This is a genomic window from Nonomuraea polychroma, from assembly GCF_004011505.1.
Classification (GTDB): Bacteria; Actinomycetota; Actinomycetes; order Streptosporangiales; family Streptosporangiaceae; genus Nonomuraea; species Nonomuraea polychroma.
This window is the reverse complement of record NZ_SAUN01000001.1, coordinates 652,212-678,298: the sequence shown is the minus strand read 5'-3', so window position 1 is coordinate 678,298 and position 26,087 is coordinate 652,212. Positions and strand designations below refer to the sequence as shown.

The following is a 26,087-nucleotide window of genomic DNA, read 5'->3' as shown; positions in this document are numbered from 1 at the left end:
GCGAGCGGGCCGGGGTCGCCCCCGGCCCGCTTCACCGAGCGCTGTCTCGCACGTCAGTCCAGGTAATCCCGCAGCATCTGGGCGCGCGTCGGGTGGCGGAGCTTGGCCAAGGTCTTCGACTCGATCTGGCGGATGCGCTCCCGCGTGACCCCGAACTCCCTGCCCACCTCCTCCAGCGTGCGCGGATGCCCGTCGGCCAGGCCGAAGCGCAACTGGATGATGCGCTGCTCACGGTCCGACAGCGTGGCCAGGATGTCGTCGAGCTGGTCCTGCAGCATGATGAAGGCCGCGGCCTCCATAGGCACGACAGCGTCGGCGTCCTCGATGAAGTCACCGAGGTCGGAGTCCTCCTCACCGATCGGCGACTGCAGCGACACGGGCTCCTGGGCGATGCGCTGGATCTCCACCACACGATCGACGGGGAGGTCCATCTCCTTGGCGATCTCCTCGGGGATCGGCTCACGGCCGAGATCCTGGTGGAGCTGGCGTTGCACGCGGACGAGCTTGTTGATCGTCTCCACCATGTGCACCGGGATGCGGATCGTCCGCGCCTGATCGGCGATGGCCCGGGTGATCGCCTGACGGATCCACCAGGTCGCATAGGTGGAGAACTTGTAACCCTTGGTGTAGTCGAACTTCTCGACCGCCCGGATGAGCCCGAGGTTGCCCTCCTGGATCAGGTCCAGGAACAACATGCCGCGGCCCACGTACCGCTTGGCGATCGACACCACGAGCCTGAGGTTGGCCTCGATGAGCCGCTGTTTGGCTCGGGTGCCCTGCCAGACGAGCTCCCTGAACTCCGGGAAGGCCAGACGCGAGACCCCGTTGGCCAGCTTGTCCTCGGCGAACAGGCCGGCTTCGATCGACTTGGCGAGCTCCACCTCCTCCTCGGCGGTCAGCAGCGGCACCCGGCCGATCTCGCGCAGGTAGATACGGACGAGATCGCTGGTCGGCGCTCGCTTGCCTACGTCTTCCTCATCGGCGCGGGTGGATTCCTCGTCGCCCTGCGGCTCGAGGACCTCCACGCCGTTCTCGGCGAGCATCCGCACGACGCGTTCCAGCGCGTCGGACGGCAGCTCGGATCGGTCAAGCGCGGCTGCGACGTCATCGACGGTTACGCTTCCGCGCTCCCTTCCCTTCGCGACGAGGTCCGCCACTTGATCTACCGTTGGCGGACTGCTTGGCAGCACCGATGCACCCACGGGAGACAGTCTGCAGTATTGGTTCCATCAAATGGCAGACCCATTTTTGTCACCGAAGGTAAGACGACCGTGCTTACCGAATTGAGATCGGAATAAGGTTTAGCAAGAGTTTGATCAGGAAAGTAAAGTCAATTACGCGATCAGGATTCACGCGCCCGGCACGACCCCCCGGTCGGACGCGACTGTCTCGCTGCCCGTATCGCGCTGTCCATCCCCTTTATCGCCGGTTGGACCGGGCCAAGTTCCCTGGTCAACCACCCTGATTTACCGCTTGTGATCGCGGCCAAACTGTTATCAACCGCCGGCGGGCGATCGTGATGCCGTCACCGCCGACGGCGACCCTCACTGGCTGCCCGCGGCTCGATCCCGCAGGACCCGGCGCTGCTGCTCCAGCGCCACCAGCTCACCGAACAACTTGTTGTATTCCTGCTGCTCCTCCACCGGATTGAGCCGCTGGATCCGCGACTTCACCTGGGCGATGGCCCGGTCGACCGCGATGGCCTCGATGGCGGCCAGCATCGCGCCCGCATATCGCTCCTCCGTGTGCGCGTCCGCCTGGATCGCCTCCACCGCGAACCGCGTCACGAGCGGCCTGGCGCCCTCCTCGTGGGCGTGCTCCAGCAGCAGGTCGACCCACTCCCGCCCGCCGTATCCGGCCGCGGCGACACCCCCGGCCGCCACGATGACCTTGTGCAGGACCACATGGTCGGGCGCCGTGAACGCCTGCGGGTCCAGCGCGTCGAAGCGCGGCCCGAGCAGCGCGGGCCGCTGCACGGCCAGCTTGAGCAGCTCTCCCTCCACCCGGATGCTCGGGTCGACCGGCGCCGCCCGCGGCGCCCGCTGGGGGCGGCCCTGCTGCGCCCCGGCCACCGCGGCGATGCGCTGCATGACGAACCGCTCATCCATGAAGCCCAGCCACCGGTCCAGGTCGATGGCATAACGCTTGCGCAGCCCGACGTCCTTGATCCCCGCCACGATCGGCGCGGCCGCGTCCAGTGCGGCGATCTTGCCTTCGTTGCTGCGCAGGTCGTAGCGGGAGATCGTGCTCCTGATCGCGAACTGGAACAGCGGCTCCCGGCTCGCGATCAGATCCCGCACGGCCGCGTCGCCCTGCTTGACCCGCAGGTCGCACGGGTCGAGCCCGTCGGGCTGCACCGCGACGTAGGTCTGCGTGACGAACTTCTGCTCATCGGCGAACGCGCGCAGCGCCGCCTTCTGCCCGGCCTCGTCACCGTCGAACGTGAAGATCACCTCGCCGCGGAACTCGGCCTGGTCCAGCAGGAAGCGGCGCAAGATCTTGATGTGCTCCGCGCCGAACGACGTGCCGCACGTGGCCACCGCCGTCGGCACCCCCGCGAGATGGCAGGCCATCACGTCGGTGTAACCCTCGACGATCACCGCTTGGGACCGTTTGGAGATCTCCCGTTTCGCCAGGTCAATCCCATAAAGGACCTGGCTCTTCTTGTAAAGCGGCGAGTCAGGCGTATTCAGATATTTCGGCCCATCATCGGAATCAAGCAACTTCCGTGCGCCGAAACCGATCACATCGCCCGTCGCGTCCCTGATCGGCCAGATCAGCCGCCCGCGGAACCGGTCGATCGGCCCCCGCCGCCCCTCCTTGGCCAGCCCGCCCTTGACCAGCTCCTCGGCGGTGAATCCACGCCCGAGCAGATGCCGCGTCAACGCCTCCCACTCGTTGGGCGCATAGCCGACCCCGAACATCTCCGCGTCGGCCCGCTCGAACCCCCGCTCCGACAGGAACCGCCGGCCCGGAGCCGCGTCAGGCCCGAAAAGCTTGCCGACGTAGAACTCGGCCGCCGCCTTGTGCGCCTCGATCAGCCTGGCCCGCTCACCGTGGTCGCGCCGGGGGACGTAGCCGCCCTGCTCGTATTGCAGCTGGATCCCGGCCCGCTGCGCCAGCCGCTCGACCGCCTCGCTGAAGGACAGATGCTCGATCTTCTCGACGAACGTGATCACGTCGCCGCCTTCGGAACAACCGAAGCAAAAGTACATTCCGCGCTCGGGCGTGACGTTGAAGGACGGGCTCTTCTCGTCGTGGAACGGGCACAGGCCCTTGAGGTTGCCGCCTCCGGCGTTGCGCAACTGGATGTGCTCGCCGATCACGTCGGCGATGGGTGAGCGCTCGCGTACGAGCGCGATGTCGACATCACGGATCCGGCCAGCCACGCGGTGAGTCTATTCGGCCCCACCGACGTTCCCGGCACCTGCGGCCAGAATGGCCTCACCCCTGGGTTGCTAAAGAGGGAAACCGGCTCTGCGGGGGTCCCCGGTCGGCTACAAAGGTAAAGGTTGTCGGTGGAAACGGTGACGCGGGTGGAGATCATGAGATCGGGGCATGTCGGACGATGGGCGGCCGTCGCGGGCGCTTTGCTGCTGACCGGCGCCTGCACCCAGGCCACCGGCCTGGCAGGGGTGAGCGCCCAGTCGCCCTCCACCCCCTCGGTGACGGGCACGCCGCAGGTCACGGCCACGATCCCGTCCCCCACGCCGTCGGCCGAGCACCAGGCGGCCGAGCGGCCGCCGAAGGGCGAGGACCCGGTCAAGGTGCCGCCGCCGAAGTTGTCGAAGTACACCTACACATTCCCGGTCAAGGGCTGCGAGACGACCTACCAGCGCAGGCTCCTCGTGCTGCCCAAGACGACGATCTGGGCCGGGGAGGGGTGCGCGTTCGTGGCGCCCATCGGCGGCGTCGTCGACGAGGTGAACGTGCAGAACAAGTGGCGGCCGTCCACGGACGCGGGCGCCGACCGGGAGGGCCGGTTCGTCACGATCATCGGTGACGACGGCGTGCGCTACCTGGGCGGGCACCTGGACTCGGTGGCCGAAGGCATCAAGCCCGGCGTGCGGGTGCGGGCAGGTCAGCTGCTCGGCCGGGTGGGCCGGTCGGGCAACGCCCGCGACACCGGCCCCAACCTCTATTTCGCGATCTCGTGGAAGACCGGTCCGTCCTTCTGGTGGGTACGCAGGGGCATGGTCGAGCCGTGGGACTACCTGGACGCCTGGCAGTCGGGCAACCGCACGCTCTCGCCCCGGGAGGAGACGCTGGCGCTGCGCGGCAAGCTCGGCGAGACGCCGCGATGCACGGTGCAGTGCTCGTCGAAGAAGGTCTCGAACGACGACCGGCCCGAGCCCCAGACCGGCGACGACGACGGCCCGACCGTGGTCACGATTGGCCCGTCGCAAGCTCCTTAGGGTTGACGATGGCGCGTGATCTGATCAGCTCCTGGATCTCGTCGACGACGTCCCAGACGTTGACGTTCATGCCGGCGATCACCCGGCTGTCGCGCAGCCAGTAGGCGATGAACTCCAGGCTCTCGACGTCGCCGCGGTAGACGATCTCGTCGTAGCCCTCGATGTCGCCGGAGAACTCCATGCCGAGCTCGTACTGGTCGGTGTAGAAGTACGGGATCGCGTCGTAGACGACGTCCTGGCCGAGCATGGAGCGGGCGGCGGCGGGGCCGCCGTGCAGGGCGTTGGCCCAGTGCTCGACGCGCACGCGCCGGCCGTACAGGGGGTGGAAGGGCTCGGCCACGTCGCCGGCCGCGTACACGTCGGGGTGCGAGGTCCGCAGGGCCGCGTCGGTGAGGATGCCCTGCCCGACCTCGAGTCCCGCGTCGCGGGCGAGACCGACCTCGGGCACGGCGCCGATGCCGACCACGACGAGGTCGGCCGTGAGCCGCTCACCGGAGCTGAGCCGCACGCCGGTGTCGGTGATCTCGGCGGCGGCGGTGCCGAAGCGCAGGTCGACGCCGTTGTGTGCGTGCAGGCGGGCGAACATGTGGCCCAGTTCGGGGCCGAGTGCCCCGTTGAGCGCGGTGGGCTCGGGCTCGACGACGGTGACGGCGCGGCCGGCGGCGCGGGCCGCCGCGGCGGTCTCCAGGCCGATCCAGGACGCGCCGACCACGAGCACGCTCTCGGCCTGCGCGAAACGTTCTTTCAGCGTCTCGCTGTCCTCGACCGTGCGCAGGTAGTGGCCGGGTCCCGGCAGACGCCTGGGCGCGGCGCCGGTGGCGATGAGCAGTTTGTCGTACGGCTGGCGCGACCCGTTGCCGAGCCTGAGCACGCGGTGATCGAGCTCGATGCGGGTGACCGGAATGCCGAGCCGCAGGTCCACGTCGTTGTCCGGGTACCACTCGGGGGCGTGGACGAAGATCTTCTCTCGTTCGCTCTTGCCCTGGAGGTAGTCCTTGGACAGGGGTGGTCTCTCGTAGGGCCGCTCGGTTTCCGCACCGATCAGCACGATCTCGCCGTCGAAGCCCTCCTCGCGCAGCGTCTGCGCGGCTTTGGCTCCGGCCAGCCCGGCGCCGACGATCACATATGTGGCCATGGGCGCAGTATCCGCCCGCCGAGCAGATCGGGAAAGCGGGTTGTGTCAGGTGACCTGCCTCATTGGCAAACCTTGGTCAGCGCGAGAGCCGGCGGTGCCAGGCGACGGCCGAGGTGTCGGTCAGTGAGGCGATCTGGTCGATGACCACGCGGACGCGAGCGGCGTCGTCGCGAGCCCCGGTGTACGCGGGCCGGAAGGCGGGCTCCAGCGTGCCCGGCGCGCCCAGCGTGATCAAGGATGCCAGCTCGGTGATGAGCTCGCGCTGCCTGGCCTGGTTGGCGTGGTGGTCCTTGGTGGTCATCACGTAATGGGCGGTGACGCCTTTCAGCAGCGCGCACTCCAGCCGGGTGGCGTGGGGGACGACGAGGTCGGCGCGGTGACGGGTGCCGTACACCTCTTTGGTGGCGGCCTGGGCGGAGCGGCAGAACCGGCCGATGAGGCCGCTGGTGAGGGCCTTGAGCCCGGCCAGGTCGGCGAGGGTGGCCTCGAAGCGGCGCGGCCAGAGCTTGTCGGCGATCAGCTTGGCGAAGACCTCTTCGAGCTCGTTGAGGTCGGCGCCGGGGGCGTACCAGGTGCGGGTGATCTCGCAGACGTGGCGGCGCTCTATGGGCGACTGGAGCACCTCGGGGGTGACGTGGCCCGAGTGCAGGGCGTCCTCGAGGTCGTGGACCGAGTAGGCGACGTCGTCGGCCCAGTCCATGATCTGCGCCTCGAAGCTCACCCGCCCCTCCGGCGCGCCCTTCCTGATCCAGGTGAACACCGGCAGGTCGTCGTCGTACACGCCGAACTTCGGCGACTTGTCGCACGTCCACGGGTATTTGATGGAGGCGTCCAGCGCGGCCCGCGTCAGGTTGAGCCCGGCGCTGCGGCCGTCCTCGGTGAGGACCTTGGCCTCGAGCCTGGTGAGCAGGCGCAGGCTCTGGGCGTTGCCTTCGAACCCGCCGCACGAGGCGGCCAGGGCGTTGAGCGCGACCTCGCCGTTGTGGCCGAACGGCGGATGCCCGAGGTCGTGCGCCAGGCAGGCGGTCTCCACCAGGTCCGGGTCGACGCCGAGGGTGGCCCCCATCTCCCTGCCGACCTGGGCGCACTCGAGGGAGTGCGTCAGGCGGGTGCGCGGGATGTGCTGGCCGCCGCCGAGCGTCTCGCCCGGGCCCACGACCTGCGTTTTCGCGGCCAGTCTGCGGAGTGCGGCGCTGTGCAGGACGCGGGCGCGGTCGCGTTCGAACGCGGCTCGCTCAGGATTGCCGGGCGGTTCCGGAACCCAACGCTCCTGGTCATGCTCGTCGTAGTACGACATCTGTATCAGTAATTTTATCCAGTTTCCCGACTCCGCTAAGGTCGAGCCTCGCGAGAAACCATTTCCTTGGGAGCCCTCCCCCATGACCACAGCGTTTCGAGCGGTGCTGGCCTTTGCCCTGCTCGCCGGCTTCTACGTCCTGGTCGGCCTCATCCTGGCGGCCGCGATCTTCTTCGATGTCCTGCTGCTCGTCGACTTCCACGCGAACACCGTCAAGATCGCGATCGTGCTCACCCTCGCGGCGGGCGCGCTCGTCCGCGCTCTTCTCATGGTGAGCCGCCGCCAAGGCGGGGAGCAGCCGGGCGTGCCGGTGGGGCGCGAGCACGAGCCCGTGTTATGGCAGACGGTCGAGGACCTGGCCCAGCGGGTACGCACGGCGCCGCCCGACGAGATCCGGCTGGTCGCCGAGGTGAACGCGGCCGTGTCGGAGGACACCCGCTGGCTGGGCTTGAAGGCGACGAGGCGGCGGATGTTCGTCGGCCTGCCGCTGTTGCAAACGCTCACGGTGGATGAGATGCGGGCGGTGCTCGGGCACGAGCTGGGCCACTACAGCGGCGCCCACACCCGCCTCGGCGCGCCCGTCTACCGGGGCCGCGTCTCGCTCATCGCCACCGTGCAGGGATTGGGCAACCACCCGTTCATCAAGCGGCTGTTCACCTGGTACACCAAGCTTTACCTGCGGGTCTCGCAGGCCGTCTCGCGCAAGCAGGAGCTGGAGGCCGACCAGTTCGCGGTCGCGATCGGCGGCCGGCAGGCCATGGCCGGCGCCCTACGCAAGATCCACGCCACCGCGCTGGGCTGGAACCTCTACGTCAACAACTACCTGTCGTTGACGGGCGCGGGCGGGGCCCGTCCCGCCTCGGTGTTCGGTGGTTTCCACGCGATGATGAGCGATCCCGCGCGCCAGGCCGAGATCGCCAAGCTGGGCGAGGAGCCGGAGGAGGTCTCGCCGTACGACTCGCATCCGAGTCTGGCGGAGCGGCTGGCCGCGATCGAGCACCTGACGGAGCCGTCGCACGTGCCCGACCCGCGCTCCGCCCTGACCCTGCTGCGCGACGCGAACGTGGCGGTGCAGGCGGTCGAGCAGTCCATGTGGACGCCGGAGGCGCTGACCGGGCTGCGTCCGGTGGCGTGGGACGAGCTGGTGGCCCACGGCATGTACGCCGGCCGCAATGCCGAGGCCCTGCACGACCTCGCGGTGGCCGGTCAGCGGGTGATGGGGGCGGCGCGGCCGTACCTGGACGCGGCGTTCGAGGCGATCGCCCGCGGCCGGCAGGCGGAGCTGGAGGAGCGGCTGCGCGAGCTCGGCTGGAACCCGTCGGAGACGCTGCTCGCCGGGGTGCTGGGGCAGGCGCTGGAGGCCGTGCTGATCCAGCTCGGGGAGGCCAAGTGGACGCTGTCGTGGTCGGGACCCGCGCGGCTGCTGTTCGACGACGGCGAGGAGGTGGCGCTGTCGGAGTACGCGGCCCAGGTGGCGGCCAACCCGGCGGCCGTGGCGGGGCTGCGCCGATGGCTGGGAGACCACGGCATGCGCCACGACTACGTACCCGTCCAGGAGCTTGCCTCCCATTGAGGGTTATCGGCCGATTTCCTCGGCTTTTGCGGGAAAAGTCTCACTGGGTCGTTCAATGACAGACTTCAAGGCATGACCGAGAAGGACATCATCGAGTTCGTCACCGGCCTGCCCGGCGTCGTCGTCTTCACCGCCGGACCGGACACCGCGGCCCCGGAAGTGGCATGGGGGGACACGTTCGTCTACTACGCCCCGGACGGCAAGGTGCCCGAGCGGCAGCAGCCGTTCGCCACGATCGTCACCAAGGACTACCCCGGCTTCGACACCGCCTCTGACCTGAACCGGCCGGAGGTGTTCCGGCTCAACGTGGTTGCCGGGCGGGCCATGTTCGAGCGGCTGCTCGGCTACCCGCCGGCCGCGCACGCCGAACACCACGCCGGCATCGACTACACGGTCACGGACCGGGTCCTGCCGCACCCCGTGTACGCCGTCCAGGGGTGGATCTCCATCCTCAACCCCGGCGAGCAGGCACGTCCCCTGCTCACCGACGCCCACGCCCGCGCCGCCGCCCGCCACCGCTGAGTCGAGACCAGGCCAGGCGACCAGGACTTAGAGCCGCGTCTTCATCAGCGCCTCGACGCGGACCAGCTGAGCCGACACGTCCGCGACCTCGGACTGCAGCGAGGCAATGGCCGCGGCCGTGCTCCGGTTGGTCTGGTAGTCGTGCATCGCGAGCTCCGACGCCACCTGGTCGCTGCGCCTGGCCGCGATGAGCAGGACGGACGCCTGCAGCCCGGCCAGGCACGACAGCACCAGGTTCAGCAGGATGTACGGGTACGGGTCGAAGCCGCGCCGGCCGTTGCCGATGATCCAGACGACGAGCACGGCGAGGAAGGTGAGGACGAACGGCCACGACCCCATGACGAGCCGCGTCCGGTCGGCCGCCCGTTCGCCGAGGGTGAGCCGGCTGCCGGTGCGGACTCCCGGATGACGCTCCCAGCGGCTGCGCCAGGACCGGCCGAGGTGGTGATCGGTCTGCATGTCCCGATCGTGCCGCGCCGCGCATGAGAGCAGGATGAAAGGCGCATCAGCTCAGCGGCAGGCGGGCGGTGACCACCGCGCCGCCGAGGGGCGCGCCGTTGCGGGCCGAGACGAGGCCGCCGTGCGCGATGACGACCTCCCGCACGATCGACAGGCCGAGTCCCGCGCCGGGGGCGGCGCCGCTGCGGGCGTCGTCGCCCCGGGTGAAGCGGGCGAACGCGGCGTCCAGCAGGCCCTCGGGGAAGCCGGGCCCGTCGTCGGCGACCTCCACGGTCGCCGACTCCCGGTCGCCCGTGACCCGGATCCGCACGGTGGTCGCGCCCGCCGCCGCGCTGTTGCGGGCCAGGTTGGCCAGGACCTGCCGGAGCCGCTCGGGGTCGGCGTTCACCACGACGGGCTCGCCGGACGCCTCGATGCTCACGCCGAGCGCCGGCCGGAGGCGGCGTGCCTCCGCGGCGGCCAGGTCGAGCAGGTCCACGGCCTCGGTGCGGACGACGAGCGCGCCCGTCCGGGCCCGCGCCAGCAGCAGCAGGTCGTCGGCCAGCCGCGACAGCCGGTCCGCCTCGCCGAGCGCGGCCCGCAGCGACTGCTCGACCTCGCGGTCGTCGCCGATGGCGTCGAGTGCCAGCTCCAGCTCGCCCCGCAGCACGGCGAGCGGCGTGCGCAGCTCGTGGCTGGCGTCGTCCACGAACGCCCGCTCCCGCTCGGCGGCCACGCCGAGCCTGGCCAGCATGTCGTTGAGGGTGTGGGCGAGCCGGGCGATCTCGTCCTCCCCCGGCACGGCGGGCAGGCGGCTGTCGCTCTCCAGCGACGAGATGATCGCGGCCTGGCGGGTCAGGGCGTCGACAGGCCGCAGCGCGGCGCGCACGACCGCCCAGGCGCCGGCGGCCAGCGCGCCGACCAGCAGGGGCGCGGCGAGGAAGAGCACCAGGGCCAGCCGGCCGCGGGCGGCGTGGACGGGCTCGGCGGACACCGCGACCGCCAGCACGCCGGTGCCGAGGCGGTCGGTCAGCACCCGGACGGGGATCGGCTCGCCGTTCTCGCCGACCGGCAACGTGCGCGTGGCAAGCGCCCCGTCCCCGGCCTGGCGGACCTGCTCGGGGGTGAGCAGCCGCCGCTCCCGCAGCGCGGCGGAGCCGGCGGCCACCCGGCCGTCGGGGGCGTAGAGCTGGGCCATCGGGTCGTCGGTCAGCGCGACGGCGTCGCCGACCTCCAGCGCGACGGCCAGGTCGCCGGCGCGGGCGGTGAGCCCGGCGTCGATGGCCGCCCACAGCTGGCGGTCGAGTGCGGCGTACAGGAGGGCGAGGCAGATGGCGAGCACGCATGCGGCCCCCGCCGCGGTGACGAGGGTCACGCGGGCCCGCATCGAGCCTGGTAGCAGCCGCACGTGCACAGCCTGGCACAATCCGCCCGATCGGGCCGAGGCGGCTCTCATCGTTCTCTCATCGGCGGGACCGCAGTCTGAAGCCACGAACACCGGATCATCACCCTGAGGAGCCTGTGATGAGCGTTCCTACCTTCGAGCCGCGGGAGACGCACGCCTACCCCGCCCCCGCCCCGCACGGCCCCGCTCACCGGGCGCGGCGCGGCGGCGGCCGGGTGCTGGCCGCGTCCGTCGCCATCGTCGCCGCGGTGGCCGCCGCGGGCGCCGGCGGCTACCTGGGCGGCCGTGACGTCGCCCGGGCCAGTGTGCCCGCCGCGGCACCCGCCGTCGTCCCCGCGGTCTCCGGGGCCGCGGTGAACGCCCCCGCCATCCTGGCCAAGATCGAGCCGTCGATCGTCACCGTGCGCACCCGCTCGGTCGGGGTGAACGCGCTCATGGAGCCGGTCGCCGAGCAGGGCACCGGCACCGGTTTCGTGATCGGCGCCGACGGCCTCATCGCGACGAACAACCACGTCGTCGAGGGCGCGCAGGCCATCACGGTCACGCTGCGGGACGGGCGGACGTCAACGGCGAAGGTGCTGCGCAGCGACCCGGCCGCCGACCTGGCCGTGCTGCGGGTGAACGCCACGGACCTGCCCGTCGCGCCGCTCGGGGACTCCTCGACCCTCAAGGTCGGCGATCCCGTCATCGCGATCGGCAACGCCCTGGCCCTGCCGGGCGGCCCGACGGTGACCGAGGGCATCGTGTCCGCGCTGGACCGTACGGTGCAGACGGACGCCGGAGCGCGCCTGCAGCACGTGATCCAGACCGACGCGGCCATCAACCCGGGCAACAGCGGCGGCCCGCTCGTGGACGCCTCCGGCCGCATCGTGGGCATCAACACGGCCGCCGCCGGCGACGCGCAGAACATCGGCTTCGCGATCGCCATCAACGGCGCCCGGCACACCATCGACGACCTGCTCGCCTAGGGTGGAATCATGAGGGTGCTGGTCGTGGAGGACGATCCCGGCATGTCCCGCATGCTGATCCGTGGACTGCGCCGCGAAGGCTACGCGGTCGACGCCGCGGGCAACGGCGAGGACGCGCTGTGGAGCGTCACGGAGAACGACTACGACGCCGTCGTGCTCGACGCGATGATCCCCGCGCCCGACGGGTTCGAGGTGTGCCGGCGGATGCGCGCGGCGGGCCGCTGGGCCCCGGTGCTCATGCTCACCGCGCGCAACGCCGTGACCGACCGCGTACGCGGCCTGGACTCGGGCGCCGACGACTACCTGACCAAGCCGTTCGCGTTGTCGGAGTTGTACGCCCGGCTGCGGGCGCTGACCCGCCGCGACCCGCACGAGCGGCCGGCCCTGCTCCAGGTCGGGGATCTCAGCCTGGACCCGGTCAGCCGCGTGGTGCGGCGCGGCGAGGCCGCGATCACGCTCTCGCCGAAGGAGTTCGCGCTGCTGCAGGAGTTCATGCGGCGGCCCGGCGAGGTGCTCAGCCGCACCCATCTGATCGAGCACGTCTGGGACTTCGCCTACGACGGCGGCTCGAACGTGGTCGACGTCTACGTCCGCTATCTGCGTGACAAGGTCGACCGGCCGTTCGGCCGCGACAACATCCAGACCGTGCGCGGCGCCGGCTACCGCCTCGACCCCGCGGTCTGAGCTCTCCTTGACCGGCCGGCTTGTACAGGAGCTTCGCCATGCCCGAAATCGATCGGCACCCGCTGGTAGGCCCACCGCCGAAGCCCGCGCGCACGCCCGCCCCGCCGTCCACCCCGCCGCCGCGGCCGCCGCAATGGCGCGGCTGGTGGTTCGTGCTCGCCCTCCTGCTCTTCGCGCTGTTCTTCTTCGGCCCCGCCGTGGGGAAGGCGATGACGACCGAGAGCCTGCCGTACAGCACGGTGCTGGCCAAGGTGGACGGCCACCAGGTCGCGACCGTGGCCGTCGGCAGTGACGGCGCCGTCACCGGCATGCTCACGAACGGGCAGCGCTTCACCACGCAGGCGCCGCTCTGGGCGCTGACGACCGGTGACCTGTCCTCGCACCTGGAGGCGGCCAAGGTGCAGGTGTCGGCGTACGAGCAGACCGACACCCTCTACCAGCTGGTGGTCTCGCTGCTCCCGACGCTGCTGCTCATCGGCGGCTTCTGGTGGCTCGGGCGGCGGGCACAGAGCATGAGCGGTCTGCTCCGTTCGAAGGCGCGCGCCGCCGCCGCCGAGCGGCCGGACACCCGCTTCACGGACGTCGCCGGGTACGAAGGCGTGAAGCAGGAGATCATGGAGGTCGTCGACTTCCTCCAGGACCCGGGGCGTTACCAGCTGGCGGGGGCGCGCGGCCCGCGGGGCGTGCTGCTGATGGGCCCGCCCGGCACCGGCAAGACGCTGCTGGCCCGCGCGGTGGCCGGCGAGGCGCGCGTGCCGTTCTACGCGGTGACCGGCAGCAGCTTCGTGGAGCTGTTCGTCGGGCTGGGCGCCTCGCGGGTGCGCGAGCTGTTCGACGAGGCTCGGCGGAGCGCCCCGTCGATCATCTTCATCGACGAGATCGACGCGATCGGCGCCCGCCGTACCGTCGCCGGGGTGGGCGGGCACGACGAGCGCGAGCAGACGCTCAACCAGCTGCTCGCGGAAATGGACGGGTTCGCGGGCGACAGCTCGGTCGTCGTGCTCGCCAACACCAACCGCCCGGAGGCGCTCGACCCGGCGCTGCTGCGCCCTGGCCGGTTCGACAGGGAGATCCAGGTGCCGCTGCCCACCCTGGCCGACCGCACCCGCATCCTGGCCGTGCACGTCCGCGGCAAACGGCTGGCTCTGGACGTGAACCTGTCCGTCATCGCGCGGGCCACCCCGGGATTCAGCGGTGCCGACCTGGCCAACCTGGTCAATGAGGCCGCGTTGCGCGCCGCCCGTGACGATCGCGCGGAGATCCGGGCGGCCGACTTCGACGACGCCCGGGACCGGCTCGTCCTCGGCCGCCGCGACGAGACCGTCTCCCTGCTGCCGGAGGAACGGGAGCGAGTGGCGGTGCACGAGAGCGGTCACGCCCTCGTGGCCGCACTCTCTCCCACCGCCGACCCCGTCGCCAAGATCACCATCTTGCCGTCGGGCATGGCGCTCGGCGCCACCCACCAGATTCCCGAGGACGAGCGGCGCCTGTACACCGAGCAGCACCTGCACGACTCCCTCGCCGTCCGCCTCGGCGGGCGCGCGGCCGAGCTGCTGGTCTACGGCGAGGCCTCGACCGGCGCCGCGAGCGACCTGGCCGGCGCGACGCAGCTGGCCGTGCGGATGGTCCGCGAGTACGGCCTGTCCCCCGAGCTCGGCCCCGTCGCCTACCCTGTCTCCGCTGCCTACCTGGACGTGACCGGCTCCGCCGGCCACCCCTACGCGGAGGCCACCCAGCGGATCGTGGACCGCGAGGTCGCCCGCTTCCTGCGCCTGGCCGAGGAGTACGCGCTCGGCCTGCTCACCCACCATCGGGAGGCGCTGGACGACCTGGTCGCGCGGCTGCTGGAGGAGGAGACGCTGGACGGGCACGTCGTGTACGACATCGCAGGGCCGTCCGCACCCACGGTGCACACGGCGGCGGGAACCCCGTCTCACGGCCGGACCTCGTAGACCACGTTGAACACGGTCTGAGCCGCCTGCCGGAATCGGGTGAAGCCCGCTTCCGTGATCACTTCCCGGATCGCCGCCTCGCCGGCCTGGGCGCCCAGCGCGTGGCCGCCCGGCTGGGAGAGGGCGTTGGGCACGCAGAGGAACGTCGACCCGCTGTAGTACAGCCGTCCCACCGGGTTGAAGTTCTCCTCGACCTTGTCGGAGGCGTTCGGCTCCACCAGCATCCACGTGCCGTCCGGAGCCAGCGCCTCCCGCACCCGTCGCGCGGCCGCCGGCGGGTCGCCCATGTCGTGCAGGCAGTCGAACATCGTCACCAGGTCGTAGTCCGTCCCGGTGAAGGTCTGCGCCGTGGCCACCTCGAACCTCACCCGGTCGGCGAGCCCGGCCTCCGCGGCCTTCTCGCGTGCCAGGGCGATCGAATCGGCGTGATAGTCGGAGCCCGCGACGATGGTACGCGGGTAGGCCTCGGCGATGAGCAGCGACGACGAGCCGAGACCGCAGCCGAGGTCCGCCACGCGGGCCCCGGCGGTGAGCTTCGCGTCGACCCCGTCCAACGCCGGGATCCAGTGCGGGATCAGCTCGGCCGCATAACCCGGCCGGAAGAAGGCGTCGCATCCGACGAAGACGTCCTCGTGGTGCTCGTGCCAGCCGAAGCCCTCACCGGTGCGGAACGCCTCGGTGATGCGCGGTTCGGCGCGCAGCATCCCGAGCGCGATCAGGAACGCGGCCGGCAAGTGGGGGCCGTCCGGGTCGGCCAGGCAGAACGCCTGTTCCTCGGTCAGCGAGAAGCGGCCGGTCTCGGGATCGTAGCTGACGTACCCGCCGGCGGCCTGGCCGCGCAGCCATTCGGTGAGGTAACGCGGGTGGCACCCGGTGCGCTCGGCGAACTCGTCGGGCGTCGCGGGGCCCTGCGCGAGCGCGCGGTAGAGGCCGAGCCGCCAGCCGATCACGACGGAGCCGGCGGCCTCTGCCGCCGCCAGGTCGCTCACGAACCGGCCCAGGAACTCGTTCACCTGCTCGTGGTCCATGCTGGTTTCCTTCCCTACGGATCGGCTCGTACCGGTCTCACAGCAGAAGGCTCGGCTCGCGGCCTTTCACGGCGTTCACACGGGCTCCGATCGTCGGAGCATTGCCTCACAGTTCGCTCACGCGGCACTGTCGGGTGGTGCCGCATCAGGCATCAGGCATCAGGTGTGAACGCGGGCCAGCTCCCTGTCCGCCTCCTCCTGCACGCTGTCGAGGTCGTCGGCGATCTCGGCGCCTGCCACCGCGTCCGGCAGGTCGTCCTCCATCCGCCGCAACGGCCGGTACCACAGGCCCAAGGCGCCCCACACCACCAGGAGCGCGCCCGTCACGGCGAGCAGCAGTCCGACGCCCCGGCCGGGGCCGACGCCGACGAGGTCCCCGACGACCGTGCCGGCCAGCGCCCCGCCGCGCTCCAGCAACGGGCCGAACAGGTCGGACAGCGGTGGCGCGGTGAGAAAGGCCAGCGGCGTCATGGACACCGCCAGCATCTGGTTGGTGGCCAGCACTCGGCCCTGCAGTTCCAGCCCCACCTTGAGCTGGATGATCGACAACCAGTGCGTGTTCAGGATGCTGAGGAACAACCACGACAGCAGGCCGCCGAAGGCCGCCAGGGCGACCGACGGGCGCAGGCCGATCAGCAGGATGCCGAAGCCGAAGCCGCTAACGAAGCCGACCATCCCGATCGCCCGCCGCTCCGTGCCACCCCAGAACACCATGACCAGCGCCCCGAGCACCGCGCCCAGCCCCTGGGCCGCGGTCACCGTGCCGACGGCCGCCACGTCACCGAACGACAGCACGGTGGGCACAGTGATCGCCAGGGCCAGCATGCCGAGGTAGTTCTCCACCACGAAGAACCCGATCATGATCATCAGCGGCCGCCGCCGGATGAGGAACCGCCAGCCGCCGGCCATGGCCTGCGTGAACGTCTCCTCCAACCGGCGGAACAGCCGATCGGGGAAGCGCACCAGCAACAGCGTCGACAGGCCGATGACGAAGGTGGCGATGTTCACCGCCGCCACCCCGTGCACCCCGATCATGGCGATCAGCGCCGCCCCAGCCAGCGGGGCTATGAGCATGCCGAGGCCAGTGCCGAGGTTCGCGACCGCGTTGGCCTGCATGAGGTACGGCTTGGGCACGAGCTGGGCCACCGCCGCCAGGTACGCGGGCCGGTGAAAGGCCGTCACCAGCGACAACACACCGGAGATGGCACCGACCTGCCAGACCTCGAGCCGCCCGGCGACCAGCAGCGCCACCAGCGCGGCCGTCGCCACGGCCGACACCGCGTCGCAGGCCAGCATCACCAGCCGGCGGTTCACCCGGTCCGCCACCGCCCCACCGAGTGGGGAGGCCAGCAGCGACGGCAGCGTGGCCAGCATCGAGACCAGCGCGTAGTCCGACACCCGGCCGCTCTCCTGGTAGGCCCACACGCCCAGGGCGAACGAGGTCAGCGCACTGCCCAGCAGCGACGCGGTCTGACCGACCGCCACGGTGTAGAAACGGCGCAGATCATCGCGGGCGCGCACGCCGACCACCTCCACATCGGCGACCTGCTCGGGCAACCGGCCCGCCGACCAGTCGGCGAGGTGGCCGTCGATCAGCTCGGCCAGGCGCGACGCCTGGTGCTTGAGGAAGTAGTGGCCCGCGCGCGGGATGGTGGCCAGTTCCACGCGCTCGGCGAAGGCGCCCCACTCGCGGTATCGCTCCTGGTACAGCTCGGTGGAGCGGTCGCGTTCGCCGATCACGCACAGCACCGGGGCGGCGAGCTTGCGCGCGCCCGCGGCGGCCAGCTCGCCGCTGAACCACGCCTGCGCCTCCTCCACGTCGTGCCGCAGGCCACGCAGCATGATCGTGGTGTCGCCAGTCTCCTCGTCGAGGGCGCCGAGCGTACGCAGGAAGTCGCGTTGCGACCGGTCGGAGGACCACCTGTTGGCCGGGAACCTCTGGTTCCACCAGGCGGAGATCCGGCCGGGCAGCCGGGCGTCCGGGAAGCTGCCGCCGACGAACAACCCGGCGACGGGCACCCCCGACTCCTCCAGGCGCAGCGCCAGCTCGGTGGCGGCGGCCGAGCCCACGCAGTGGCCGTACAGAGCGACAGGACCGGTGCTCAGCGTGGACAGCTCGGCCACGACCCGGTCGACCAGCTCCGGCAGCGTGAGCATCGGCTCGTCCGGCCGGGCCGGGTCGTGGCCAGGCAGTTCGACGGCCAGCACCGCGGTGCCGGGATGGCGGGCCGCCAGCTCGGTGGCCAGCGGCCCGTAGGCGGCGGCCGAGCCTCCGCCGTACGGCACGCAAAGCACGGTACGGCTCGCCACCGCGGGCCCGGCGAGCCGGTGCAGCAGCCCACTCTCGGCTCCGTCGCGGGAGCCGGAGTCGAGATGGGCGGCCAGCTCGCGGATCGTCGGCCGGGTGAACAGGTCGATGACGCGCAGCGCCGGATCGATCTCCCTGACCGCGCGTACCGCCATGAACGAGTCGCCGCCGAGGGCGAAGAAGTCGTCGTCGACGCCCAGGTCATCGGTGCCGAGCACGCTCGCCCAGACCGCGGCGATCCGCACCTCGGTCGGCGTGCTCGGGGGGACGCGGTCGGCCGCCGTGGCCGCCTCCGGCATGGGCAGCGCCGCCCGGTCGATCTTGCCGAGCGGGGTGAGCGGCAGGGTGTCCAGGACGACGATGGCCGGCGGCACCATGTACTCGGGCAGCCGCTCCCGCAACCCGGCGCGAACCGCCGCGAGGTCGACGGTGGCGGGCGCGATCCACGCGGCCAGACGGCGGTTGTGTGCCTCGCCGATCGGCAGCACCGCCGCCTCCAGTACGCCCGGCTGGTCGTGCAGCGCGCTCTTGACCTCGCCCAGCTCCACCCGGAAGCCGCGGATCTTGACCTGGTCGTCGACCCGTCCCAAGAACTCGACCATGCCGTCGGCGTTGAGCCGTACCCGGTCGCCGGTTCGGTAGCACCGGGTGGTGCCGGTGACCGGGTCGGGCACGAAACGCTCGGCGGTCAGGTCGTCGCGGCCGAGATAGCCGCGAGCCAGGCTGGGGCCGCCAATCCACAGGTCGCCCGGCACGCCGGCGGGCAGCGGGCGGCCGGCCGGGTCCACGACGTAGCAGTCCACGTTCGCCAGCGGCCGACCTAGGGGGACGTTCGCGGAGCCCGTGGGGGTCTCCGGTGCGACGCAGCTCAGCACCGACACCGTGGTCTCCGTGGGGCCGCAGTGGATCTGCAGCTCCAGGCCGGGACGGGCGGCCCTGACCCGCTCGGCCAGCTCCCACGAGGTCGCCTCGCCCGCCAGGATGAGCAGCCCGGTCGGCAACATGCGGGCCAGGTCGCCGTGCGCCGCCAGCAGTTCCAGATGGCTGGGCACCATCTTGATCACGTCGATCGGATGGGCGGCGAGGTAGGCGGTGTAGGCGTCAGGGTCGGTGGCGGTCTCCTGGTCCACCAGGTGCACGGTGGCGCCGCTGAGGAGCGCGCCGAACAGGCAGGTCATCACCAGGTCCGAGGCCATCGTGGAGACCACGCCCCAGGAGGCGTACGGGCCGCCGCCGAGGCACTCGGCCACCGCACGGAGGTAGTGCAGGACGGCCCGGTGCTCCACCGCCGCGCCCTTCGGCCGCCCGGTCGAGCCCGACGTGAACAGCACGTGGGCCAGGTGGTCCGGCCCGACGGGCACGCCCGGTGAGGTCTCCGGCCGATCCTCGGCCAGCACGTCCTCCAGGACCAGCGCACCGGGCAGCCGCTCGGCCAGCGCCCGCTCGGCCAGCACCAGCCGCGCTCCGCAGGAGACCATGTACGCCAGCCGATCGTCCGGGTAGGCCGGTTCGAGCGGCATGTACGCGGCTCCCGCCTTGAGCACGCCCAGGATCGCCGGAACCAGGGGCCCGTGCCGTTCGGCGAGGATGCCGACCACGTCGTTGGCTTCGACACCGGCCGCCGACAGCCGGTGCGCGATCCGGTTGGCCTGCCGCTCGACCTCCGCGTACGTCATCGTGCCCTGGGGGTCGGCGACGGCGACGGCGTCGGGCGTGCGGGCCGCCCAGTCCTCGAACCAGGCGTGCAACGGCCTGGACAGGTCGAAATCCCGGCGCGGTCCGGCGATCAGCGGGCCGGTGACCGGTTCCAAGGGCACCGCGCCCACCGGGGCGTCGAGGTCGACGAGCATGCCGTCCAGCAGCGTCACGTACCAGCCGGCCATGCGCCGCGCGGTGCCCGCGTCGAACAGGTCCGCGCGGTAGGCCAGCGTGCCCTCGTAGCCGTCGCCGACGTTGGACAGCGCCAGGTTGAGGTCGTACTTGACCGTCCGCAGCGGCGGCTCGAACACCTCCGCCTCCACCCCCGGGAAGTGCGGCGGCTCCGGCCGGGTGTCCAGGACGTTCAGCACCGCCTGGAAGATCGGCGTGGTGGCCAGGTTGCGTTCCGGGTGCAGCACCTCCACCACGCGCTCGAACTGCGTCTCCCGGTGCGCGAACGCCTCCAGCGCGCTGTCGCGGACCCTGGCGAGCAGCTCGCGGCCGGTCGGGTCGCCCGTCCGGTCGCCCCGCATGACCAGCGTGTTGACGAAGCAGCCCAGCATCTTCTCGGTGTCGGGATGCAGGCGGCCCGCCTCCAGGACGCCCACCGGCACGTCGTCGGTGCCCGAGACCCGGCCGAGCAGTTCCTGCCAGGCGGCCAGCAGCACCATGAACGGCGTGCCCCCGGTCTCAGCGGCCGCCGCCCGCACCCGGGCCGCCAGTTCGGGACCGAGCCTGACGGGCACCTCGGCGCCCGCCCAATCGGCGACGGCCGGGCGCGGGCGGTCGGTCGGCAGGTCGAGCACCGGTTCGAGGCCCGCCAGCCGCTCGGTCCACCAGGTCACGTCGCCCGCCTGCTGCCCGGCGAGCCATTGCGCGTAGTGGCCGTACTGCACGCGCGGTTCGGGCGGCCGCTCGCCCAGGCCTAGCCCGGCCGTGTAGAGCGCCGCCAGCTCGGCGATCGCCACATCCCTGGACCAGGCGTCGAAGGCGATGTGGTGCACGGTCAGCAGCAGCACGTGCTCGTCGTCGTCCAGTCGGAAGAGCACGGCCCTCGCCGGCGGCTCGGCGTCCAGCGCGAACGGCCGGTACGCCTCCCGCTCCAGCCGCTCCGGGTCGTCCAGGTCCGCCACTGTGATCGGCACCCGGTCGGCGCCGACCACGACGGTGCGGTCCTGGTCGACGAGCGTGCGCAGCACCTCGTGCCGCTCGACCAGCTCCCGTACGGCGGCCAGCAGCGCGGCCGTGTCCAGCGGGCCGCGCAACCGGACGGCCGTCGGCACGTTGTACACGCCCCGGTCGCCCGGCTCGGCGAGCTGGTCCAGGAACCACAGTCGCGCCTGCGCGGGCGACGGCGGCACAGGCGTGCTCTCCGCCCTGGCAGGGATGCCCGGCGCCGCACGGGCGGCGGCCAGGCGAGCGGCGGCCAGCCGCACCGCCAGCCGGTCCTGAAGGCTCTCCTGTGTCTCGGTCATCGCCCGGCCTCCAGCTCCGCCACCAACAGCTTCTCCACCGCCGAGGCGAACGCCGCCAGCACCGGCCGCTCGAACAGCAACCGCACCGGCACCTCCATGGTCAGCGCCTCCTTGAGGCGGGCGGTGACCAGCATGGCCGCCAGCGAATGGCCGCCCAGGGCGAAGAAGTCGTCGTCCACGCCGACCGCGTCCAGGCCGAGCACCGCCCGCCAGACCTCGGCGACGAGCAGCTCGGCGTCGCTGCGCGGCGGGACCAGGGTGCGGGTGGCCGCGCGGTCCGGTTTGGGCAGCGCGCCCCTGTCGACCTTGCCGGAGGAGGTGGTGGGCAGCGTGTCAAGCGTCATCCACCGGCGCGGAATCATGTAGTCGGGCAACCGCTCCCGCAGCGCGGCCTCCACCCCGCCGACCTCGGTCATCCCGCCGATCAGGTAGCCGACGAGGTACTCGTCGTGTACGGCGACCACCGCATCCGGCACGCTTTCCCGCAGCGCCGCCTCGATCTCGCCCAGCTCGATCCGATGGCCACGGATCTTCACCTGCTGGTCGCGGCGGCCGAGGAAGTCGAGCGTGCCGTCGGAGCGCCAGCGGGCCAGGTCACCGGTGCGGTAGCGGCGCTCACCCGGAGCCAGCGGATCGTCGGCGAACGCGGCAGAGTGGAGGCCGCGGTAGCCTCGGGCCACGCCCACGCCGCCGACCCACAGCTCGCCCGGGACGCCCGGCGGGACGAGGCGGCCCGCTTGGTTCAGCACGTAGGCCCGCTCACCGGGCAGCGGCCCTCCGATGGACACGCTGTCACCGACGGGGGCGCTGATCCTCGTCATGGTGGAGTAGATGGTCGTCTCCGTTGGCCCGTACGAGTTCCACAGCTCGCCGACCCTGACCAGCATCTCGTCGGCCAGGGCCGGGTCGAGGACCTCGCCGATGCTGACGACGCGTACCCGGTCGCTGCCCGCCCAGCCGGCGGTGACCAGCATGCGCAGCGTGGTCGGGGTGGCGGTGAGCAGCGTGACGCCGGAGTCGTCGATGCGCCGTGCCACCGCGTGGCCGTCGACGGCCGAGGCACGGTCGAGCAGTTCGAGCCGGAGCCCGTTGCACAGGCTGACCCACAGGTCGAAGCCGAAGACATCGAAGGAGAACGGGGTGAGGCCGAGCATGACGTCGTCGTCACGGACACCGGGCATGACCCGCATCGCCGCCACGAACGCGGCCAGGTTGGCGTGGGTGACCTCGACGCCCTTGGGCCGGCCGGTCGAGCCGGAGGTGTAGAGGACGTAGGCCAGACCGTCCGGCGTGGTGGCGGGCGACGCGTCCCCCGTGGGCAGGTCGGTGATGTCCAGTACCGTCGCGCCGGTGGACCCGGCCAGCTCGCGCGCCACCTGGACGGTGTCGTCCGCGGCGAGCACCACCGTGGCGCCCGAGTCGGCGAGCTGGTGCCGCAGCCGCTCGGCCGGGTGGTCCGGTTCGAGCGGCACGTAGGCCGCACCGGCCCTGGCCACGCCGACGAGCGCGGCAGGCAGCCGCCTGTCACGCGGCAGGCACACGGCCACGACCTGGTCTCCCTGGGGGGCGGCCGGGCCGGTTCGGAGGGCGGCGGCGATGCGGGCCGAGGCCGCCGCCAGCTCGGCGTAGGTCAGCTCCCCCATCCCGTCCGCCACGGCCACCCGTCCCGGGTGCCGTTCCGCCTGCTCCAGCACCTCATGGACGACGGTCGCCGAGCCGGGCTCGGGGAGCGGCGCCCCGCTGCCCCAGGCCAGCAGCGTGGCCCGCTCCTCGGCGGTGACCAGCTCGAACGCCGACAGAGGCAGGTCAGGACCGGCCACCGCGGCCTCGAGCAGCCGCATCAGCCGATCGGCGAAGCCCCCGGCCTCCTCCGGGGTGAAGAGGTCGACGTCGTACTCGACCTGGATCTCGACACCCTCCACCGTCGTGTTCACGAACACCGTGTACGGCGCCTGCGCCCCGCCTCCGCTCAGCTCGCCGAACAGCTCCACGGTGAGCCCGTCGCGCTCCAGCCGCACCGGCACGGCAGGCGGCTGGTACGACAGCACGACCGGGGTGAGCATCGTGCCCCGTGGACGCTCGATCCCGGAGACGGCCAGCCGTTCCCCGGGCGCGAGGCCGATGTGATCGAGCGACCTTGTCGTGGCGGCCGCGGACTGGACGATGGCCCGCCGTACGGACAAGTCGCCGTCGAGGCGGAGCCGTACCGGGAGCACGTCGACGAGCGGGCCGACGATACCCTCCAGCTCGGGGTGGGCACGGTCGGCGACGGCCGCGCCCAGTAGCACGTCGGGCCGGTCGGTCTCGGCCGCCACCAGCAGCCCGAGCACGGTGAAGTAGACCGCGAACGGGGTCGTGCCGGTCGCCGCGGCCAGCTCGCCCGCCCTGGCCGCCGTCCCCGCCGGCACCTTGTGCACCAGCCGGGTGCCGCGGAAGCGGCTGGGCCCGCTCGGCGCGCGCGTCGACAGATCGTACGGCGGCGCCGCCCCGGCCAGCTCCTCGGCCCAGAACGCCCGCAACCGTTCCATCCTGTCCGGGTCGGCCGCGAGCTCCTGCTCCAGCAGGGCCACGTCGCCGACCTGGACGGGCTGCTCGGCCACGGTTCCGGTGAGCGCCTCCATGAGCGTGGCGTTGGACCAGCCGTCGTAGGCGGTGTGGTCGGTGACGACGATCAGCTCGGCCGTCCGCTTGTCGTGCCAGAGCAGGGCGGCGCGCAGCAGCGGAACGTCGGCGGACAGGTCGAAGCCGTGGACCGCGAGCCGCTCGGCCAGACCGGACGCGTACGCGTGCTCCTCCAACGGGACCGGCGCCGGCGGCCGCACCTCGGCCACCGGTTCGCCGGCCTCGCCGATCACGATGACGGTGCGCAGCACCTCGTGTTCGCGAACGAGCGCATCCAGGGCGGCCCGGACGGGCTCGGCCGAGTCAAGGCCGGTGAGGCGCAGGCGGAAGGCGAGGGTGGTGGCGTTGCGGGTGTGGCTGACCTCGCGTAGCAGCCACATGCCGTACTGGGCCGCGGTGAGCGGATACCGGTCCCTGCCGGGGTGTCGGGTCAGCCGGGGCGCGGCGGACCGCGGAGCCTCCGCCTTGGCGGCCTCCACGAGCGGGGCCAGCTCGGCGATCGTCGGCCGGCCGAGGAACGTGGTGAGTGCAACCCGCGCGCCCAGCTCCCGTTCGATGACCGCGCAGATCCGGGCGGCGGCCAGCGATTCGCCGCCGAGGTCGATGAAGTGGTGGTGGACGCCGACCTGCTCGACGCCGAGCACCGCGCCGATGATCTCGGCGAGCCGTCGCTCGGTGTCGTTGCGTGGCGCGACGTAGGCGCCCAGCTCGGGAGCGAATTCCAGGGCCGGCAGCGCGCCCCGGTCGACCTTCCCCGTGGGGCCGAGCGGGATGCGCTCCATGAGGGCGATCCTGGACGGAACCATGTAGTCGGGCAGCCGCTCACGCATCCACTGCCGCAGCTCCGCCTCGCTCACCCCGTCCGCCGAGGGTTCGACGTAGGCGACCAGGCGGCGTACCTCCCGGGCGTCGTTCTGGGTCAGCACGACCGCGTGGTTCACGCCGGGATGCCGGGTCAGGGTGCCTTGCACCTCCCCCAGCTCGACCCGGAACCCGGCCACCTTGACCTGGTCGTCGTTGCGGCCCGCGTAGGAGCAGATCCCGTTCTCGCGGCGGACGAGGTCGCCGGTGCGGTAGTGGCGCACGCCTTCGTCGTCGGTCACGAACCGTTCCGCGGTCAGCGCCGGCCGGTTCAGATATCCGCGGCCGACCAGCGGCCCCGCCACCCACAGCTCGCCGACCTCGCCGTCGGCCAGCGGCCGCCCGCCGGGGTCGCGCACGCTGAGCACGGAACCGGCGTAGGCCGAGCCGATCGGCGGTTCGCCCTCCTCGTCGCGGAGTACCTCGTGGGAGGTGCAGGTGACCGTGCATTCCGTCGGCCCGTATACGTTTACAACGCGGCGTACGCCGGGGTTGGCGTAGATGCGATCCGCCAGCGCCCGGGTGAGCGGCTCGCCGCCGGCGATCACCGTACGGACACCGGCCGGGAGCGGCTCGCCGAGCAGGGCCACCAGCGCGGAGGGGGCGCCGTACACGGTGGTCACCTCGTCGCGGGCCGGCAGCGCGGACAGGGCCAGCAGGTTGTCGGCGACGATCACGGTCCCGCCGCACAGCAGCGGCAGGAACATCTGCGTCACCGAGGGGTCGAAGCACACCGACGTGGCGAAGAGCATGCCGGCCAGTTCGTCCGGGTACCGTGTGGCCTCGTAGCGCAGCAGCGCCATGACGTTGCGGTGCTCGACGACCACGCCCTTGGGACGGCCGGTCGAGCCGGACGTGTAGATCACGTACGCGGCATCCGCCGAGCTCCCGGCCCCCGAGTCGATGGACTCGTCGCCGTCGCCGACGATGGACTCGATGAGCAGGGCTTCGGCGCCCGACGCCCGAAGGACCGCCTCCTGCCTCCGGGCGACGACCTCAGAGGTGATCAGCTGGGCCATCCCCGCGTCCTCGGCGATGAACTCCAGCCGGTCGGCCGGATAGGCGGGATCGAGCGGCACGTAGGCGGCCCCCGCCCGCCACACAGCCAGCAGCGCCGCGATCAGCGAGTCGTCCCTGTCCAGGCACACGCCCACGGAGTCGCCGGGTCCCGTGCCACGACGACGTAACTCGCCGGCGATCCGCCCGGCGCGGGTGTAGAGCTCCGCATAGGTGACGCGGGTCCGGCCTGCCACCACGGCGATGCGATCAGGGGTACGTCGCACCTGCTCCGCTATGGCTTCGTGAACGCGATCGGTTTCCAGGATGCCAGCCACGAAGGATCTCCCCGTTCAGCTCCGATTGATGGCGGCAAGGCTTGCATGATCGCGTGGTTCGCGAGACTTTGTCAGATATCGTTACCGTAACAATGATCATGACTTTCGGTAGCCAGTCATGTCCTGTTGGTAGTGCCGGTCACCCCGTGGAGTGAGCTCAGCACCCCGTCTCTCACTAAGAGGTCGGGGGCAGACTCCCCGCACGCTGTCTCACCAGCCAGGTCATACCGCGCAGAGATCAGCACGGCAAGCCAGCGATCTTCAACTACCTCGATGTGCGGCAAACGGGATTAGCGCACGTTCGTCGCCCACCTGTTGCGGGGGCGCTGCCTGGGCGAACCCAGTGGGCGCAGCACCCCCGGGGTGAAGACC

Annotated in this window: 15 protein-coding genes; 6 read left to right on the top strand and 9 right to left on the bottom strand. The window is 71.7% G+C overall.

Features of this window, described 5'->3' with window-relative positions:
• Positions 1-53 precede the first annotated feature (53 nt).
• Both rpoD and dnaG read right to left on the bottom strand, forming a co-directional pair.
• Positions 54-1,157 (bottom strand): RNA polymerase sigma factor RpoD, encoded by a 1,104-nt coding sequence (gene rpoD, locus EDD27_RS03030; RefSeq protein ID WP_241563834.1) that lies wholly within the window; start codon positions 1,155-1,157, stop codon positions 54-56.
• A 387-nt stretch (positions 1,158-1,544) separates the two neighbouring features.
• Entirely contained in the window at positions 1,545-3,389 is a 1,845-nt protein-coding gene (gene dnaG, locus EDD27_RS03025; RefSeq protein ID WP_127930964.1) for a DNA primase, read from the bottom strand.
• A 156-nt stretch (positions 3,390-3,545) separates the two neighbouring features.
• On the opposite strand from dnaG, the gene EDD27_RS03020 reads away from it, so the two are divergent.
• Positions 3,546-4,415 (top strand): M23 family metallopeptidase, encoded by an 870-nt coding sequence (locus EDD27_RS03020; protein WP_164903447.1) that lies wholly within the window; start codon positions 3,546-3,548, stop codon positions 4,413-4,415.
• Here EDD27_RS03020 and EDD27_RS03015 read toward each other — a convergent pair.
• Together EDD27_RS03015 and EDD27_RS03010 are read right to left on the bottom strand one after the other, a co-directional pair.
• Positions 4,387-5,550, bottom strand: coding sequence for an NAD(P)/FAD-dependent oxidoreductase (locus EDD27_RS03015; protein ID WP_164903446.1), 1,164 nt, complete (start codon positions 5,548-5,550; stop codon positions 4,387-4,389). The genes EDD27_RS03020 and EDD27_RS03015 overlap by 29 nt on opposite strands.
• A gap of 76 nt (positions 5,551-5,626) precedes the next feature.
• Entirely contained in the window at positions 5,627-6,847 is a 1,221-nt protein-coding gene (locus EDD27_RS03010) for a deoxyguanosinetriphosphate triphosphohydrolase (RefSeq protein WP_127930963.1), read from the bottom strand.
• Between the two features lie 82 nt (positions 6,848-6,929).
• Here EDD27_RS03010 and EDD27_RS03005 point away from each other — a divergent pair, with 82 nt between their 5' ends.
• Both EDD27_RS03005 and EDD27_RS03000 read left to right on the top strand, forming a co-directional pair.
• Complete coding sequence (locus tag EDD27_RS03005; protein ID WP_127930962.1) at positions 6,930-8,420, top strand: M48 family metallopeptidase; 1,491 nt, start codon at positions 6,930-6,932, stop codon at positions 8,418-8,420.
• A gap of 72 nt (positions 8,421-8,492) precedes the next feature.
• On the top strand, positions 8,493-8,942 hold the full coding sequence (locus EDD27_RS03000; RefSeq protein WP_127930961.1) for a DUF6194 family protein: 450 nt from the start codon (positions 8,493-8,495) through the stop codon (positions 8,940-8,942).
• Between the two features lie 27 nt (positions 8,943-8,969).
• On the opposite strand, the gene EDD27_RS02995 is transcribed toward EDD27_RS03000, so the two are convergent.
• Both EDD27_RS02995 and EDD27_RS02990 read right to left on the bottom strand, forming a co-directional pair.
• Positions 8,970-9,401 carry a DUF1003 domain-containing protein gene (locus tag EDD27_RS02995; protein WP_127930960.1) on the bottom strand — a complete coding sequence of 144 codons (432 nt, stop codon included), beginning with the start codon at positions 9,399-9,401 and terminating at the stop codon, positions 8,970-8,972.
• Positions 9,402-9,447: 46 nt separating this feature from the next.
• Complete coding sequence (locus tag EDD27_RS02990; protein ID WP_206641204.1) at positions 9,448-10,788, bottom strand: sensor histidine kinase; 1,341 nt, start codon at positions 10,786-10,788, stop codon at positions 9,448-9,450.
• 116 nt (positions 10,789-10,904) lie between these two features.
• On the opposite strand from EDD27_RS02990, the gene EDD27_RS55235 reads away from it, so the two are divergent.
• Genes EDD27_RS55235 through ftsH form a run of 3 tightly spaced genes read left to right on the top strand, consistent with a single transcriptional unit; the run spans position 10,905 to position 14,389 of the window.
• The gene (locus EDD27_RS55235) at positions 10,905-11,753 is read left to right on the top strand and encodes a S1C family serine protease (protein WP_206641203.1); all 849 of its coding nucleotides are present in this window, start codon (positions 10,905-10,907) and stop codon (positions 11,751-11,753) included.
• 9 nt (positions 11,754-11,762) lie between these two features.
• A complete protein-coding gene (locus EDD27_RS02980; protein ID WP_127930958.1) occupies positions 11,763-12,437 on the top strand; it encodes a response regulator transcription factor in 675 nt (224 codons plus the stop codon).
• A gap of 38 nt (positions 12,438-12,475) precedes the next feature.
• A complete protein-coding gene (gene ftsH / locus EDD27_RS02975) occupies positions 12,476-14,389 on the top strand; it encodes an ATP-dependent zinc metalloprotease FtsH (RefSeq protein ID WP_127930957.1) in 1,914 nt (637 codons plus the stop codon).
• Here the strand turns inward: ftsH and EDD27_RS02970 are convergent.
• The 3 genes from EDD27_RS02970 to EDD27_RS02960 form a co-directional block, all read right to left on the bottom strand.
• Complete coding sequence (locus tag EDD27_RS02970) at positions 14,371-15,417, bottom strand: class I SAM-dependent methyltransferase (RefSeq protein WP_127930956.1); 1,047 nt, start codon at positions 15,415-15,417, stop codon at positions 14,371-14,373. The genes ftsH and EDD27_RS02970 overlap by 19 nt on opposite strands.
• Positions 15,418-15,576: 159 nt before the next feature.
• Positions 15,577-20,898 carry a non-ribosomal peptide synthetase/MFS transporter gene (locus EDD27_RS02965; protein WP_127930955.1) on the bottom strand — a complete coding sequence of 1,774 codons (5,322 nt, stop codon included), beginning with the start codon at positions 20,896-20,898 and terminating at the stop codon, positions 15,577-15,579.
• Positions 20,895-25,715 (bottom strand): non-ribosomal peptide synthetase, encoded by a 4,821-nt coding sequence (locus EDD27_RS02960; RefSeq protein ID WP_127930954.1) that lies wholly within the window; start codon positions 25,713-25,715, stop codon positions 20,895-20,897. Before EDD27_RS02960 ends, EDD27_RS02965 begins: the two co-directional genes overlap by 4 nt.
• Positions 25,716-26,087 lie beyond the last annotated feature (372 nt).